The organism is Vibrio syngnathi (assembly GCF_002119525.1).
GTDB lineage: Bacteria > Pseudomonadota > Gammaproteobacteria > Enterobacterales > Vibrionaceae > Vibrio > Vibrio syngnathi.
In genome coordinates, this window is the sequence record NZ_CP017916.1 from 396,929 (window position 1) to 413,074 (window position 16,146).

A 16,146-nucleotide genomic window follows, 5' to 3' on the forward strand; every position below is an offset into this window, starting at 1 on the left:
CCGTGTTTAAGATTCTCGATTTATATATAGGCAGAACCATCATCGCGACCACGTCACTGGTATTGGTGACGTTTGTCGGTCTCTCTGGAATTATCAAGTACGTTGAGCAATTGCGGAAGGTAGGTCGTGGTACATACGATCTATTACAAGCGTTGTATTTCGTTTTATTGAGTATTCCTCGTGATATCGAAATGTTCTTCCCAATGGCGGCATTGCTTGGTGCATTGATTGGGCTTGGTATGCTTGCTGCGAGTTCTGAGCTTGTGGTTATGCAAGCCGCGGGTTTCTCTAAGTTAGATATTGGTTTATCGGTACTTAAGACTGCAATTCCGTTAATGGTGATAGTGACATTACTTGGGCAGTGGGGAGCTCCGCAAGCACAGAAGATGGCTCGTGATTTAAGAACTATCTCGGTTGCTGGTGGTAGTATTATCTCTACTCAAAGCGGTGTTTGGGCTCGTGATGCCAATGACTTCATTTTCATTGTCAAAATAGACGATGACAAGTTATATGGTTTGAACATGTGGCGCTATGATGAGAACAAGGCTCTGAAAACGGCTATATACTCAAAAGAAGTCGATTACGTTGGAGACAACGTTTGGACAATGCGCGATGTAGAACTCACCTCGTTTGAGAACGAAATTCAAGTGACTAAAGAGAATCTACCGACTTTCTCGTGGGAAACGTCTCTAGCTCCAGACAAACTCGCGATAGTGACGGTGAAACCGGAAGAACTCTCTTTAAGTGGGCTGTATGATTACGTTTCTTACCTGAAGGCATCGGAGCAAGATGCATCACGCTATGAGCTCGCTTTATGGAGAAAGATAACTCAGCCTATCTCGATAGCGGTCATGATGTTGATGGCACTGTCGTTTATCTTTGGTCCATTGCGAAGTGTGACGATGGGAGCAAGAATTCTTTCGGGGGTTATTGCAGGTTTCACCTTCTATATATCCAGTGAGTTTTTTGGTCCGGTCAGTTTGGTTTACCAAATACCACCCGCCTTTGGTGCGTTAGCCCCGAGCGTGGTGTTCCTCGGAATAGCCATAATGCTTTTGAGGCGGAAACTGTAAATAGAAAAAGGAAGGCATAACGCCTTCCTTTTTTGATCTTGATTGTAGTGAGATTGATAGCGTTATCGTGCTTGTGGTAGCACGACTACTTCAGTCTTCGCCCAGATGTCGTGAAAGCCACGCTTCTGAGGATCGAATGGAACACATAAGTTTGCCAATCCAAATCCTGAGGTTCCTAAGCGAATCAGTGCTTGGGTTACCGTAATTGCTGAGCCATCTTTGTTTTGAATACGCAGTTTCCAAGCTCTCATTCCTAGCGTTTGGCCTGCTCTTGTCCAGAAGAATACAAAGAAGTACACCCAAACTACGACTAAGTAGAAAGTATATGCAGGGCTCCAGATAGGGTGGTTCGTTAAGAAGTCACTAACATCGGCGTAACCGCTATGGTTAAAAACGCCAAGAGCCATGAGTGCGTGCAGCAGAGCGACAATGACGCCAGCCGCCAACATTTCAATAGCGATTACGATAAGGGCGTCATAGAACAAGGCACCAAATCGGCGCATTACTCCTGCTGGTGGCATTGTGTTTGTTGATGTCATGGTGTTATTACTTCTTAAAAAATTTAGGCGTCAGAATATAGTCTAAGGCTTGGCGTGAAAAGAGACATGACGCACAGCTTATGACTTAGTGGCGAAATTATCGGCAAACACACATGAATTCAAGTTTTTATACTTGCCACATCAGTTCGCATACGTATAATGCCAGACATCGAAAGGGCAATGCCCCAAGATAATGCCGGTATGGTGAAATTGGTATACACGACGGATTCAAAATCCGTTGCCTTCGGGCGTGGCGGTTCAAGTCCGCCTACCGGTACCATATTTAAATGACAAAGCCTCGACTGAAGTCGGGGCTTTGTTGTATCTGGAGAATAGAAAAGCTTACCTTTGTATTAACGGCAGAAACGCTTTTTCAATCAGTCAGATCTTGTGGTTTCATTCTTAAATCTCACCGTTTCCCTTCGTAATTCGATTCCTTAGTGAATTAATCATCTTAAATCATGATGTTACCTACCAATCTCTCTTCTATTGTCTATGTTTAAAGGAATAATAGAGGAGAGATATATGCTGACAGTAACCCCTTACTTGTTTTTTGATGGCCGTTGTAATGAAGCGTTGGATTTTTACCATAAGTGTTTTGGCGGTGTAGTTTTATCTAAACAACTTTTTAGTGATGCGCCACAAGTAATAGAGGGAGCTCAACCTGATTGGATTATGCATGCTGAGTTCGAAGCATTTGGTATGAAGCTGATGATGTCCGATGGTGTTAAAGCCAAGGAGCTTGAAGGGAACAACCTTGCACTCTCGCTTGTTACCGAGGATACCGCGACTCAAGAACACATCTTTGAAAAGCTCAAGCAAGGCGGGCGTATAATGACACCGCTAGCGGATACTTTTTGGGGTGCCCGGTTTGGCAAAGTAGAAGACAAGTTCGGTATACGTTGGATGGTGCACTGTGACTCTTTAAGTTGAACCTGTGAAATTGGATAGTGAAATTGCTGCTTGGTTTTATTAGAATTATAAATAGAGATTAATAATCAATATTATATATAAAAATGGGCAGCATAAAGATTACCGTAGATCGCATTCAGCCCGGTCTACATGTACGACTCCCGGTAAAATGGAATGAACACCCATTTCTACTCAACAGCTTTAAAATCAAAGACGACGCCCAAGTAAAAGTCATTCGACACCTTGGGATTAAGCACGTCTATATAAACCCGAACCAAAGTGATACATCACCCTTACCCGCGAACCATGTGAGTGAACAAGACCTTGATGGTGATTTACAGGTAAGCCTTGAAGCAGAAAGAATGTGGAAAGATAAACATGAACGTATCGAAACGCTAAGCTCTTACCGTCGTAGGGTGAGCCATTGCGAGAAAGAGTTCGAACGTTCGCTTGCTCGAATGCGTTCAGTGATGACTAAAATCCGTAATCGCCCATTAGATGCGGTAGGGGAGGTTAAGGCTCTTGTTGATGATATTGTCGAAACCCTAGTGAGCGATGATAACGTCACCTTGCATCTCATGAATGCAAAAGCTGATTTTGAAGATATCTACTTTCATACATTAAATGTCTCTGTTATTGCGCTAATGATAGGTAAAGCTAAAGGCTACAATACGCAACAGTTGAAAGATCTTTCATTTGCCGCATTGTTCCACGATGTAGGCAAAATCAAAATACCAGTCGCGATATTAAGAAAGCAGAGCGCACTAACGGTACCAGAAGAGAACTACCTAAAGCTTCACACCAAATATGGTGCAGATATTGTCTCAACAATTGATGACTTTCCTGAAAGTGCTAAAAAGGTGATTGCTCAACATCATGAGATGAATGATGGTTCTGGTTATCCTGAAGGTTTAAAAGAAGATGAGATCGATGAGTTTGCCAAGATAGTTGCAGTGGCTAACGCTTTCGATAATCTTTGCCATGGCAAAACGCAATATCAACAAATGATCCCATATTTGGCATTGTCTCACTTATATAAGAACGGCAAATATCTATATAGCCAAGATAATTTGGGGCTGTTGGTTAAGTTTATGGGAGTCTACCCACCAGGAACCGTAGTACAGCTTTCAAATGATTCGATTGGGATTGTGATATCTGTTAACGCCAAGCATATGCTTTATCCAAATGTACTGATCTACGATCCTAGCGTGCCAAGAACCCAAGCCCCGATCATTGACCTCTTTATTAAAGAGATCAAAATCGTTAATGCTGTTCATCCAAGCAAGCTACCGGAACAAGTTAGAGAATATCTAAACCCTAGGGCTCGTTTATCTTACTTTTTTGATAATGGCGAGTAGTTATCCACAGGTCGTTGTGGGTAATTTGTTCGAAACTTGGGGTGAAACTGGTATAAATAAGCCCTTGGTTGAAATTTCCTCACTTAACCTCTTTTTTCAATAAAAAAAGCATTTATTGCTTGTCAATATGAGTGGCATCTCTATAATGCCGCCTCACTGACACGGCAGACGCTACAAGGCTTCAGCGCAGAATGTTGGTAAGGCAACTAGCTTAAAGCGTTTAATCGCTCCTACTTTTAAAAAGTAGAAATTAATTCCCAATAAGTGTTTGACACCGAGAATTAAAACGCTAGAATGGCCGTCCACTTCGAGAGGCTCCTTACTTAAAAGGAACGCTCAACAAGTGAAGCTCTTTAACAATTTAAACCTATCAATCTGTGTGGGCACTCGTTGATGAATATCAAAACGTCATTCTTAGGAATGGCAGTTACTTCGGTAACAAACTTGATTTCAATGAACTGAGTGACCAATACGTTTAACTACTTGTAGTTATTCGGCACAGTCAATTCATTACCATTCTGTTGGAATGGTAATAGCTTTAAAATTACACTCTTTATTTATAAAGAATAGTTTTGAAGTCAGTATTCGTTGAGTCACAAAATCTTAAATTGAAGAGTTTGATCATGGCTCAGATTGAACGCTGGCGGCAGGCCTAACACATGCAAGTCGAGCGGAAACGACACTAACAATCCTTCGGGTGCGTTAATGGGCGTCGAGCGGCGGACGGGTGAGTAATGCCTAGGAAATTGCCTTGATGTGGGGGATAACCATTGGAAACGATGGCTAATACCGCATAATGCCTACGGGCCAAAGAGGGGGACCTTCGGGCCTCTCGCGTCAAGATATGCCTAGGTGGGATTAGCTAGTTGGTGAGGTAATGGCTCACCAAGGCGACGATCCCTAGCTGGTCTGAGAGGATGATCAGCCACACTGGAACTGAGACACGGTCCAGACTCCTACGGGAGGCAGCAGTGGGGAATATTGCACAATGGGCGCAAGCCTGATGCAGCCATGCCGCGTGTATGAAGAAGGCCTTCGGGTTGTAAAGTACTTTCAGTTGTGAGGAAGGGTGTGTAGTTAATAGCTGCGCATCTTGACGTTAGCAACAGAAGAAGCACCGGCTAACTCCGTGCCAGCAGCCGCGGTAATACGGAGGGTGCGAGCGTTAATCGGAATTACTGGGCGTAAAGCGCATGCAGGTGGTTCATTAAGTCAGATGTGAAAGCCCGGGGCTCAACCTCGGAACTGCATTTGAAACTGGTGAACTAGAGTGCTGTAGAGGGGGGTAGAATTTCAGGTGTAGCGGTGAAATGCGTAGAGATCTGAAGGAATACCAGTGGCGAAGGCGGCCCCCTGGACAGACACTGACACTCAGATGCGAAAGCGTGGGGAGCAAACAGGATTAGATACCCTGGTAGTCCACGCCGTAAACGATGTCTACTTGGAGGTTGTGGCCTTGAGCCGTGGCTTTCGGAGCTAACGCGTTAAGTAGACCGCCTGGGGAGTACGGTCGCAAGATTAAAACTCAAATGAATTGACGGGGGCCCGCACAAGCGGTGGAGCATGTGGTTTAATTCGATGCAACGCGAAGAACCTTACCTACTCTTGACATCCAGAGAAGCCAGCGGAGACGCAGGTGTGCCTTCGGGAGCTCTGAGACAGGTGCTGCATGGCTGTCGTCAGCTCGTGTTGTGAAATGTTGGGTTAAGTCCCGCAACGAGCGCAACCCTTATCCTTGTTTGCCAGCGAGTAATGTCGGGAACTCCAGGGAGACTGCCGGTGATAAACCGGAGGAAGGTGGGGACGACGTCAAGTCATCATGGCCCTTACGAGTAGGGCTACACACGTGCTACAATGGCGCATACAGAGGGCAGCAAGCTAGCGATAGTGAGCGAATCCCAAAAAGTGCGTCGTAGTCCGGATTGGAGTCTGCAACTCGACTCCATGAAGTCGGAATCGCTAGTAATCGTGAATCAGAATGTCACGGTGAATACGTTCCCGGGCCTTGTACACACCGCCCGTCACACCATGGGAGTGGGCTGCAAAAGAAGTGGGTAGTTTAACCTTTCGGGGAGGACGCTCACCACTTTGTGGTTCATGACTGGGGTGAAGTCGTAACAAGGTAGCCCTAGGGGAACCTGGGGCTGGATCACCTCCTTATACGAAGATACTTACGATGAGTGTCCACACAGATTGATGGTTTAGATTTAGTTAAAGCCAGAGCTTTAATTAATAACGTAAGTTATTGATTAAAGCTTTTTGCTTTATGCTCTTTAACAATTTGGAAAGCTGACTGATTAACTGACTTACGAGTCATGTTAATCAAATTTAAAAGTTCTCAATGTTTATCTTTTATTAGATAAACACAACAAACACATTCAAGTGTCTTGTATTCGAATCAAACTAAGTTTGATTCACAATTGAGTCCGGCAAACAGTCATCAAGAATTAACCCTTCTTGATGACAACCAAAAACCTTGGTTAGTTGCCATACGCTTATTTGTCTTCACTTTTTAAAGTGAAAGCAAATAGAAACCCTTTCGGGTTGTATGGTTAAGTGACTAAGCGTACACGGTGGATGCCTTGGCAGTCAGAGGCGATGAAAGGCGTAATAACTTGCGATAAGCCCAGATTAGGTAGTAATAACCTTTTGAGTCTGGGATTCCTGAATGGGGAAACCCACTTGCATAAGCAAGTATCCTGTTGTGAATACATAGCAACAGGAGGCAAACCGGGGGAACTGAAACATCTAAGTACCCCGAGGAAGAGAAATCAACCGAGATTCCGAAAGTAGCGGCGAGCGAAATTGGATTAGCCCTTAAGCTTTTAATGAGACAGATGAAGGCTCTGGAAAGTGCCGCAATAAAGGGTGATAGCCCCGTAATCGACATCTCATAATCAGTGAAAACGAGTAGGGCGGGACACGTGATATCCTGTCTGAATATGGGGGGACCATCCTCCAAGGCTAAATACTACTGACTGACCGATAGTGAACCAGTACCGTGAGGGAAAGGCGAAAAGAACCCCTGTGAGGGGAGTGAAATAGAACCTGAAACCGTGTACGTACAAGCAGTAGGAGCACCTTCGTGGTGTGACTGCGTACCTTTTGTATAATGGGTCAGCGACTTAATTTTAGTAGCAAGGTTAACCGTTTAGGGGAGCCGTAGGGAAACCGAGTCTTAACTGGGCGTACAGTTGCTAGGATTAGACCCGAAACCAGGTGATCTAGCCATGGGCAGGTTGAAGGTTGAGTAACATCAACTGGAGGACCGAACCGACTAATGTTGAAAAATTAGCGGATGACTTGTGGCTAGGGGTGAAAGGCCAATCAAACCTGGAGATAGCTGGTTCTCCCCGAAAGCTATTTAGGTAGCGCCTCGGACGAATACTACTGGGGGTAGAGCACTGTTAAGGCTAGGGGGTCATCCCGACTTACCAACCCTTTGCAAACTCCGAATACCAGTAAGTACTATCCGGGAGACACACGGCGGGTGCTAACGTCCGTCGTGGAGAGGGAAACAACCCAGACCGCCAGCTAAGGTCCCAAAGTATAGCTAAGTGGGAAACGATGTGGGAAGGCTCAGACAGCCAGGATGTTGGCTTAGAAGCAGCCATCATTTAAAGAAAGCGTAATAGCTCACTGGTCGAGTCGGCCTGCGCGGAAGATGTAACGGGGCTAAGCTATACACCGAAGCTGCGGCTACGTACCTTAGGGTATGTGGGGTAGGGGAGCGTTCTGTAAGCCGTTGAAGGTGTGCTGTAAGGCATGCTGGAGGTATCAGAAGTGCGAATGCTGACATGAGTAACGATAAAGGGAGTGAAAAACTCCCTCGCCGGAAGACCAAGGGTTCCTGTCCAACGTTAATCGGGGCAGGGTAAGTCGACTCCTAAGGCGAGGCCGAAAGGCGTAGTCGATGGGAAACGGGTTAATATTCCCGTACTTCTTACAATTGCGATGGGGGGACGGAGAAGGCTAGGTGGGCCTGGCGACGGTTGTCCAGGTTCAAGTACGTAGGCGGAAAGTTTAGGTAAATCCGGACTTTCTTAACGCTGAGATACGATGTCGAGCTACTACGGTAGTGAAGTCATTGATGCCATGCTTCCAGGAAAAGCCTCTAAGCTTCAGATTGTAAGGAATCGTACCCCAAACCGACACAGGTGGTCGGGTAGAGAATACCAAGGCGCTTGAGAGAACTCGGGTGAAGGAACTAGGCAAAATGGTACCGTAACTTCGGGAGAAGGTACGCTCTTATCAGTGAAGTCCCTTGCGGATGGAGCAGACGAGAGTCGCAGATACCAGGTGGCTGCAACTGTTTATTAAAAACACAGCACTGTGCAAAATCGTAAGATGACGTATACGGTGTGACGCCTGCCCGGTGCCGGAAGGTTAATTGATGGGGTTAGACTTCGGTCGAAGCTCTTGATCGAAGCCCCGGTAAACGGCGGCCGTAACTATAACGGTCCTAAGGTAGCGAAATTCCTTGTCGGGTAAGTTCCGACCTGCACGAATGGCGTAATGATGGCCACGCTGTCTCCACCCGAGACTCAGTGAAATTGAAATCGCTGTGAAGATGCAGTGTACCCGCGGCTAGACGGAAAGACCCCGTGAACCTTTACTACAGCTTGGCACTGAACATTGAACCTACATGTGTAGGATAGGTGGGAGACTATGAAATTGCGTCGCTAGATGTGATGGAGTCGTCCTTGAAATACCACCCTTGTAGTTTTGATGTTCTAACGTTGGTCCCTGAATCGGGATTACGGACAGTGCCTGGTGGGTAGTTTGACTGGGGCGGTCTCCTCCCAAAGAGTAACGGAGGAGCACGAAGGTGGGCTAAACACGGTTGGACATCGTGTGGTTAGTGCAATGGCATAAGCCCGCTTGACTGCGAGAATGACAATTCGAGCAGGTGCGAAAGCAGGTCATAGTGATCCGGTGGTTCTGAATGGAAGGGCCATCGCTCAACGGATAAAAGGTACTCCGGGGATAACAGGCTGATACCGCCCAAGAGTTCATATCGACGGCGGTGTTTGGCACCTCGATGTCGGCTCATCACATCCTGGGGCTGAAGTCGGTCCCAAGGGTATGGCTGTTCGCCATTTAAAGTGGTACGCGAGCTGGGTTTAGAACGTCGTGAGACAGTTCGGTCCCTATCTGCCGTGGGCGTTGGAAAATTGAAAGGGGCTGCTCCTAGTACGAGAGGACCGGAGTGGACGAACCTCTGGTGTTCGGGTTGTCATGCCAATGGCATTGCCCGGTAGCTAAGTTCGGAATCGATAACCGCTGAAAGCATCTAAGCGGGAAGCGAGCCTTGAGATGAGTTTTCCCTGGCACTATAAGTGTCCTAAAGGGTTGTCGTAGACTACGACGTTGATAGGCAGGGTGTGTAAGTGCTGCGAGGCATTGAGCTAACCTGTACTAATTGCCCGTGAGGCTTAACCATACAACACCCAAGGGGTTTTGTGGACTCAATAGAAAGACAGACCTTGAATGAGTTTGAAGAGATACTTTTAAATCAGTTTTCCGAATTATTAATTGTCGCTAATGCGTCAATTAAACAAAATTTGCTTGGCGACCATAGCATTGTGGACCCACCTGATTCCATGCCGAACTCAGAAGTGAAACACAATAGCGCCGATGGTAGTGTGGGGCTTCCCCATGTGAGAGTAGGACATCGCCAGGCTCCAAATTTATTTTCACTTTTTTAAAAGTGAAGACAAAAGTTCGACTTTGTCTATTTAATAGACAAGTCACCATAGGATTCTAAGTTTTCTTAGAGTTTTATGTTGACTTTCAAAGTGGAAAGCGTATTATACGCGTCCTGCTTAAGTGCTAAGGCACTGAAAGCGTTCTCTTTTTAGAGAACAAGCTCTTTAACAATTTAAACCTATCAATCTGTGTGGGCACTCGTTGATGAATATCAAAACGTCATTCTTAGGAATGGCAGTTACTTCGGTAACAAACTTGATTTCAATGAACTGAGTGACCAATACGTTTAACTACTTGTAGTTATTCGGCACAGTCAATTCATTACCATTCTGTTGGAATGGTAATAGCTTTAAAATTACACTCTTTATTTATAAAGAATAGTTTTGAAGTCAGTATTCGTTGAGTCACAAAATCTTAAATTGAAGAGTTTGATCATGGCTCAGATTGAACGCTGGCGGCAGGCCTAACACATGCAAGTCGAGCGGAAACGACACTAACAATCCTTCGGGTGCGTTAATGGGCGTCGAGCGGCGGACGGGTGAGTAATGCCTAGGAAATTGCCTTGATGTGGGGGATAACCATTGGAAACGATGGCTAATACCGCATAATGCCTACGGGCCAAAGAGGGGGACCTTCGGGCCTCTCGCGTCAAGATATGCCTAGGTGGGATTAGCTAGTTGGTGAGGTAATGGCTCACCAAGGCGACGATCCCTAGCTGGTCTGAGAGGATGATCAGCCACACTGGAACTGAGACACGGTCCAGACTCCTACGGGAGGCAGCAGTGGGGAATATTGCACAATGGGCGCAAGCCTGATGCAGCCATGCCGCGTGTATGAAGAAGGCCTTCGGGTTGTAAAGTACTTTCAGTTGTGAGGAAGGGTGTGTAGTTAATAGCTGCGCATCTTGACGTTAGCAACAGAAGAAGCACCGGCTAACTCCGTGCCAGCAGCCGCGGTAATACGGAGGGTGCGAGCGTTAATCGGAATTACTGGGCGTAAAGCGCATGCAGGTGGTTCATTAAGTCAGATGTGAAAGCCCGGGGCTCAACCTCGGAACTGCATTTGAAACTGGTGAACTAGAGTGCTGTAGAGGGGGGTAGAATTTCAGGTGTAGCGGTGAAATGCGTAGAGATCTGAAGGAATACCAGTGGCGAAGGCGGCCCCCTGGACAGACACTGACACTCAGATGCGAAAGCGTGGGGAGCAAACAGGATTAGATACCCTGGTAGTCCACGCCGTAAACGATGTCTACTTGGAGGTTGTGGCCTTGAGCCGTGGCTTTCGGAGCTAACGCGTTAAGTAGACCGCCTGGGGAGTACGGTCGCAAGATTAAAACTCAAATGAATTGACGGGGGCCCGCACAAGCGGTGGAGCATGTGGTTTAATTCGATGCAACGCGAAGAACCTTACCTACTCTTGACATCCAGAGAAGCCAGCGGAGACGCAGGTGTGCCTTCGGGAGCTCTGAGACAGGTGCTGCATGGCTGTCGTCAGCTCGTGTTGTGAAATGTTGGGTTAAGTCCCGCAACGAGCGCAACCCTTATCCTTGTTTGCCAGCGAGTAATGTCGGGAACTCCAGGGAGACTGCCGGTGATAAACCGGAGGAAGGTGGGGACGACGTCAAGTCATCATGGCCCTTACGAGTAGGGCTACACACGTGCTACAATGGCGCATACAGAGGGCAGCAAGCTAGCGATAGTGAGCGAATCCCAAAAAGTGCGTCGTAGTCCGGATTGGAGTCTGCAACTCGACTCCATGAAGTCGGAATCGCTAGTAATCGTGAATCAGAATGTCACGGTGAATACGTTCCCGGGCCTTGTACACACCGCCCGTCACACCATGGGAGTGGGCTGCAAAAGAAGTGGGTAGTTTAACCTTTCGGGGAGGACGCTCACCACTTTGTGGTTCATGACTGGGGTGAAGTCGTAACAAGGTAGCCCTAGGGGAACCTGGGGCTGGATCACCTCCTTATACGAAGATACCACGATGAGTGTCCACACAGATTGATTAGGTTTAGAAAGTAAAAGAGACGATATTGGGTCTGTAGCTCAGCTGGTTAGAGCGCTCGCCTGATAAGCGGGAGGTCGGTGGTTCGAGTCCACTCAGACCCACCAATATCGACTAGATACAAAGATGGGGCTATAGCTCAGCTGGGAGAGCGCCTGCCTTGCACGCAGGAGGTCTGCGGTTCGATCCCGCATAGCTCCACCATCTTTAAGTGTTTTTATTTGAAAATATTTAAAAATGGTTCATTAGTTTGAATCAAGCTCTTTAACAATTTGGAAAGCTGACTGATTGATTTACTTACGAGTAATTCAATCAAATTTAAAAGTTCTCAATGTTTATCTTTCATTAGATAAACACAACAAACACATTCAAGTGTCTTGTATTCGAATCAAACTAAGTTTGATTCACAATTGAGTCCGGCAAACAGTCATCAAGAATTAACCCTTCTTGATGACAACCAAAAACCTTGGTTAGTTGCCATACGCTTATTTGTCTTCACTTTTTAAAGTGAAAGCAAATAGAAACCCTTTCGGGTTGTATGGTTAAGTGACTAAGCGTACACGGTGGATGCCTTGGCAGTCAGAGGCGATGAAAGGCGTAATAACTTGCGATAAGCCCAGATTAGGTAGTAATAACCTTTTGAGTCTGGGATTCCTGAATGGGGAAACCCACTTGCATAAGCAAGTATCCTGTTGTGAATACATAGCAACAGGAGGCAAACCGGGGGAACTGAAACATCTAAGTACCCCGAGGAAGAGAAATCAACCGAGATTCCGAAAGTAGCGGCGAGCGAAATTGGATTAGCCCTTAAGCTTTTAATGAGACAGATGAAGGCTCTGGAAAGTGCCGCAATAAAGGGTGATAGCCCCGTAATCGACATCTCATAATCAGTGAAAACGAGTAGGGCGGGACACGTGATATCCTGTCTGAATATGGGGGGACCATCCTCCAAGGCTAAATACTACTGACTGACCGATAGTGAACCAGTACCGTGAGGGAAAGGCGAAAAGAACCCCTGTGAGGGGAGTGAAATAGAACCTGAAACCGTGTACGTACAAGCAGTAGGAGCACCTTCGTGGTGTGACTGCGTACCTTTTGTATAATGGGTCAGCGACTTAATTTTAGTAGCAAGGTTAACCGTTTAGGGGAGCCGTAGGGAAACCGAGTCTTAACTGGGCGTACAGTTGCTAGGATTAGACCCGAAACCAGGTGATCTAGCCATGGGCAGGTTGAAGGTTGAGTAACATCAACTGGAGGACCGAACCGACTAATGTTGAAAAATTAGCGGATGACTTGTGGCTAGGGGTGAAAGGCCAATCAAACCTGGAGATAGCTGGTTCTCCCCGAAAGCTATTTAGGTAGCGCCTCGGACGAATACTACTGGGGGTAGAGCACTGTTAAGGCTAGGGGGTCATCCCGACTTACCAACCCTTTGCAAACTCCGAATACCAGTAAGTACTATCCGGGAGACACACGGCGGGTGCTAACGTCCGTCGTGGAGAGGGAAACAACCCAGACCGCCAGCTAAGGTCCCAAAGTATAGCTAAGTGGGAAACGATGTGGGAAGGCTCAGACAGCCAGGATGTTGGCTTAGAAGCAGCCATCATTTAAAGAAAGCGTAATAGCTCACTGGTCGAGTCGGCCTGCGCGGAAGATGTAACGGGGCTAAGCTATACACCGAAGCTGCGGCTACGTACCTTAGGGTATGTGGGGTAGGGGAGCGTTCTGTAAGCCGTTGAAGGTGGTCTGTAAGGACTGCTGGAGGTATCAGAAGTGCGAATGCTGACATGAGTAACGATAAAGGGAGTGAAAAACTCCCTCGCCGGAAGACCAAGGGTTCCTGTCCAACGTTAATCGGGGCAGGGTAAGTCGACTCCTAAGGCGAGGCCGAAAGGCGTAGTCGATGGGAAACGGGTTAATATTCCCGTACTTCTTACAATTGCGATGGGGGGACGGAGAAGGCTAGGTGGGCCTGGCGACGGTTGTCCAGGTTCAAGTATGTAGGCGGGTGGTTTAGGTAAATCCGGACCACTACTAACGCTGAGATACGATGTCGAGCTACTACGGTAGTGAAGTCATTGATGCCATGCTTCCAGGAAAAGCCTCTAAGCTTCAGATTGTAAGGAATCGTACCCCAAACCGACACAGGTGGTCGGGTAGAGAATACCAAGGCGCTTGAGAGAACTCGGGTGAAGGAACTAGGCAAAATGGTACCGTAACTTCGGGAGAAGGTACGCTCTTATCAGTGAAGTCCCTTGCGGATGGAGCAGACGAGAGTCGCAGATACCAGGTGGCTGCAACTGTTTATTAAAAACACAGCACTGTGCAAAATCGTAAGATGACGTATACGGTGTGACGCCTGCCCGGTGCCGGAAGGTTAATTGATGGGGTTAGACTTCGGTCGAAGCTCTTGATCGAAGCCCCGGTAAACGGCGGCCGTAACTATAACGGTCCTAAGGTAGCGAAATTCCTTGTCGGGTAAGTTCCGACCTGCACGAATGGCGTAATGATGGCCACGCTGTCTCCACCCGAGACTCAGTGAAATTGAAATCGCTGTGAAGATGCAGTGTACCCGCGGCTAGACGGAAAGACCCCGTGAACCTTTACTACAGCTTGGCACTGAACATTGAACCTACATGTGTAGGATAGGTGGGAGACTATGAAATTGCGTCGCTAGATGTGATGGAGTCGTCCTTGAAATACCACCCTTGTAGTTTTGATGTTCTAACGTTGGTCCCTGAATCGGGATTACGGACAGTGCCTGGTGGGTAGTTTGACTGGGGCGGTCTCCTCCCAAAGAGTAACGGAGGAGCACGAAGGTGGGCTAAACACGGTTGGACATCGTGTGGTTAGTGCAATGGCATAAGCCCGCTTGACTGCGAGAATGACAATTCGAGCAGGTGCGAAAGCAGGTCATAGTGATCCGGTGGTTCTGAATGGAAGGGCCATCGCTCAACGGATAAAAGGTACTCCGGGGATAACAGGCTGATACCGCCCAAGAGTTCATATCGACGGCGGTGTTTGGCACCTCGATGTCGGCTCATCACATCCTGGGGCTGAAGTCGGTCCCAAGGGTATGGCTGTTCGCCATTTAAAGTGGTACGCGAGCTGGGTTTAGAACGTCGTGAGACAGTTCGGTCCCTATCTGCCGTGGGCGTTGGAAAATTGAAAGGGGCTGCTCCTAGTACGAGAGGACCGGAGTGGACGAACCTCTGGTGTTCGGGTTGTCATGCCAATGGCATTGCCCGGTAGCTAAGTTCGGAATCGATAACCGCTGAAAGCATCTAAGCGGGAAGCGAGCCTTGAGATGAGTTTTCCCTGGCACTATAAGTGTCCTAAAGGGTTGTCGTAGACTACGACGTTGATAGGCAGGGTGTGTAAGTGCTGCGAGGCATTGAGCTAACCTGTACTAATTGCCCGTGAGGCTTAACCATACAACACCCAAGGGGTTTTGTGGACTCAATAGAAAGACAGACCTTGAATGAGTTTGAAGAGATACTTTTAAATCAGTTTTCCGAATTATTAATTGTCGCTAATGCGTCAATTAAACAAAATTTGCTTGGCGACCATAGCATTGTGGACCCACCTGATTCCATGCCGAACTCAGAAGTGAAACACAATAGCGCCGATGGTAGTGTGGGGCTTCCCCATGTGAGAGTAGGACATCGCCAGGCTCTAAATTTTTAGAGTCGTTTTTCAACGGTTCTAGAACTGCTGATATAGCTCAGCCCGGTAGAGCGCACCCTTGGTAAGGGTGAGGTCCCCAGTTCGAGTCTGGGTATCAGCACCACTATTTAGTTGATTTGATTATTCAAGTTAACAACAGAATTTGTTTGACGACCATAGCATTGTGGACCCACCTGATTCCATGCCGAACTCAGAAGTGAAACACAATAGCGCCGATGGTAGTGTGGGGCTTCCCCATGTGAGAGTAGGACATCGTCAGGCTTAAATTGCATTATGCTGAATAGACACTGCGGAGTGGTAGTTCAGTTGGTTAGAATACCGGCCTGTCACGCCGGGGGTCGCGGGTTCGAGTCCCGTCCACTCCGCCATTTATTTAGAAGCTTCGCTAGAAATAGCGGGGCTTTTTTACATCTAAATTATTGTGTTTCACCCTTCCATCTAATGACTTCCATATAAGGTTTCCCGTAACCCATAACTCCTAGCCAACGCGTCCCCATTATTCTGTCACTTATCAGAAATTCCAATCCTACGACTAGAATCACATCATTTCTGATTCCAATTATGGCTTGACACAAGAATGACTTCAAACGCACGCAGCTCTTTAAGCTTACTGATCAAATACTCGAGCCATACGACGTTGTAAGTTAGGTTAATGAGACTGTTCTGACTCAGCGGCCCATTCAATACCTGAAACCATACAAGCATTACAACTCACCCTACTTGCTCAGTGCTTGGAGCCTTCCTCAAGTATTAGTTAATAGATCTTCGTCTAGGAAACCTGACTTCTGGCCTATCAGTGAATCTAGAGGATAGCCTAATGTGTAATTAGGACTCCATCATGGAGGATTTCGCTAAGAACGC

5 protein-coding genes, 5 tRNA genes and 7 rRNA genes are annotated in these 16,146 nt (G+C 47.1%); 15 read left to right on the top strand and 2 right to left on the bottom strand.

Going from position 1 to position 16,146, the window contains the following annotated elements; translation table 11 throughout:
• Positions 1 to 2: 2 nt before the first annotated feature.
• Positions 3 to 1,073, top strand: coding sequence for an LPS export ABC transporter permease LptG (gene lptG, locus K08M4_RS01950; protein ID WP_086048689.1), 1,071 nt, complete (start codon positions 3 to 5; stop codon positions 1,071 to 1,073).
• Between the two features lie 62 nt (positions 1,074 to 1,135).
• Here lptG and K08M4_RS01955 read toward each other — a convergent pair whose 3' ends face one another.
• Positions 1,136 to 1,612: an RDD family protein gene (locus K08M4_RS01955; RefSeq protein ID WP_086048690.1), complete on the bottom strand. Its 477-nt coding sequence runs from the start codon at positions 1,610 to 1,612 to the stop codon at positions 1,136 to 1,138.
• A 195-nt stretch (positions 1,613 to 1,807) separates the two neighbouring features.
• On the opposite strand from K08M4_RS01955, the gene K08M4_RS01960 reads away from it, so the two are divergent.
• From K08M4_RS01960 to K08M4_RS02025, 14 genes are all read left to right on the top strand, one after another.
• Positions 1,808 to 1,892, top strand: a tRNA-Leu gene (locus tag K08M4_RS01960).
• Between the two features lie 245 nt (positions 1,893 to 2,137).
• Complete coding sequence (locus K08M4_RS01965) at positions 2,138 to 2,545, top strand: VOC family protein (protein ID WP_029223348.1); 408 nt, start codon at positions 2,138 to 2,140, stop codon at positions 2,543 to 2,545.
• 83 nt (positions 2,546 to 2,628) lie between these two features.
• Entirely contained in the window at positions 2,629 to 3,882 is a 1,254-nt protein-coding gene (locus tag K08M4_RS01970) for a cyclic di-GMP phosphodiesterase (protein ID WP_086048691.1), read from the top strand.
• Between the two features lie 605 nt (positions 3,883 to 4,487).
• Positions 4,488 to 6,042: ribosomal RNA gene (locus K08M4_RS01975) — 16S ribosomal RNA — on the top strand.
• A 390-nt stretch (positions 6,043 to 6,432) separates the two neighbouring features.
• Positions 6,433 to 9,325 (top strand): 23S ribosomal RNA (locus K08M4_RS01980).
• A gap of 124 nt (positions 9,326 to 9,449) precedes the next feature.
• Positions 9,450 to 9,565, top strand: a 5S ribosomal RNA gene (rrf, locus tag K08M4_RS01985).
• 442 nt (positions 9,566 to 10,007) lie between these two features.
• Positions 10,008 to 11,562 (top strand): 16S ribosomal RNA (locus K08M4_RS01990).
• 66 nt (positions 11,563 to 11,628) lie between these two features.
• Positions 11,629 to 11,705 (top strand) — tRNA-Ile (locus tag K08M4_RS01995).
• 21 nt (positions 11,706 to 11,726) lie between these two features.
• A tRNA-Ala gene (locus K08M4_RS02000) sits at positions 11,727 to 11,802 on the top strand.
• A 336-nt stretch (positions 11,803 to 12,138) separates the two neighbouring features.
• Positions 12,139 to 15,032, top strand: a 23S ribosomal RNA gene (locus K08M4_RS02005).
• A gap of 124 nt (positions 15,033 to 15,156) precedes the next feature.
• A 5S ribosomal RNA gene (rrf, locus tag K08M4_RS02010) occupies positions 15,157 to 15,272 on the top strand.
• A 39-nt stretch (positions 15,273 to 15,311) separates the two neighbouring features.
• Positions 15,312 to 15,388: transfer RNA gene (locus tag K08M4_RS02015), tRNA-Thr, on the top strand.
• Between the two features lie 42 nt (positions 15,389 to 15,430).
• A 5S ribosomal RNA gene (gene rrf, locus K08M4_RS02020) occupies positions 15,431 to 15,546 on the top strand.
• The 16S, 23S and 5S rRNA genes sit together here with 4 tRNA genes alongside, the layout of an rRNA operon.
• 30 nt (positions 15,547 to 15,576) lie before the next feature.
• Positions 15,577 to 15,653, top strand: a tRNA-Asp gene (locus K08M4_RS02025).
• 175 nt (positions 15,654 to 15,828) lie between these two features.
• Here the strand turns inward: K08M4_RS02025 and K08M4_RS21915 are convergent.
• On the bottom strand, positions 15,829 to 15,990 hold the full coding sequence (locus K08M4_RS21915) for a hypothetical protein (RefSeq protein WP_157665727.1): 162 nt from the start codon (positions 15,988 to 15,990) through the stop codon (positions 15,829 to 15,831).
• Positions 15,991 to 16,146 lie beyond the last annotated feature (156 nt).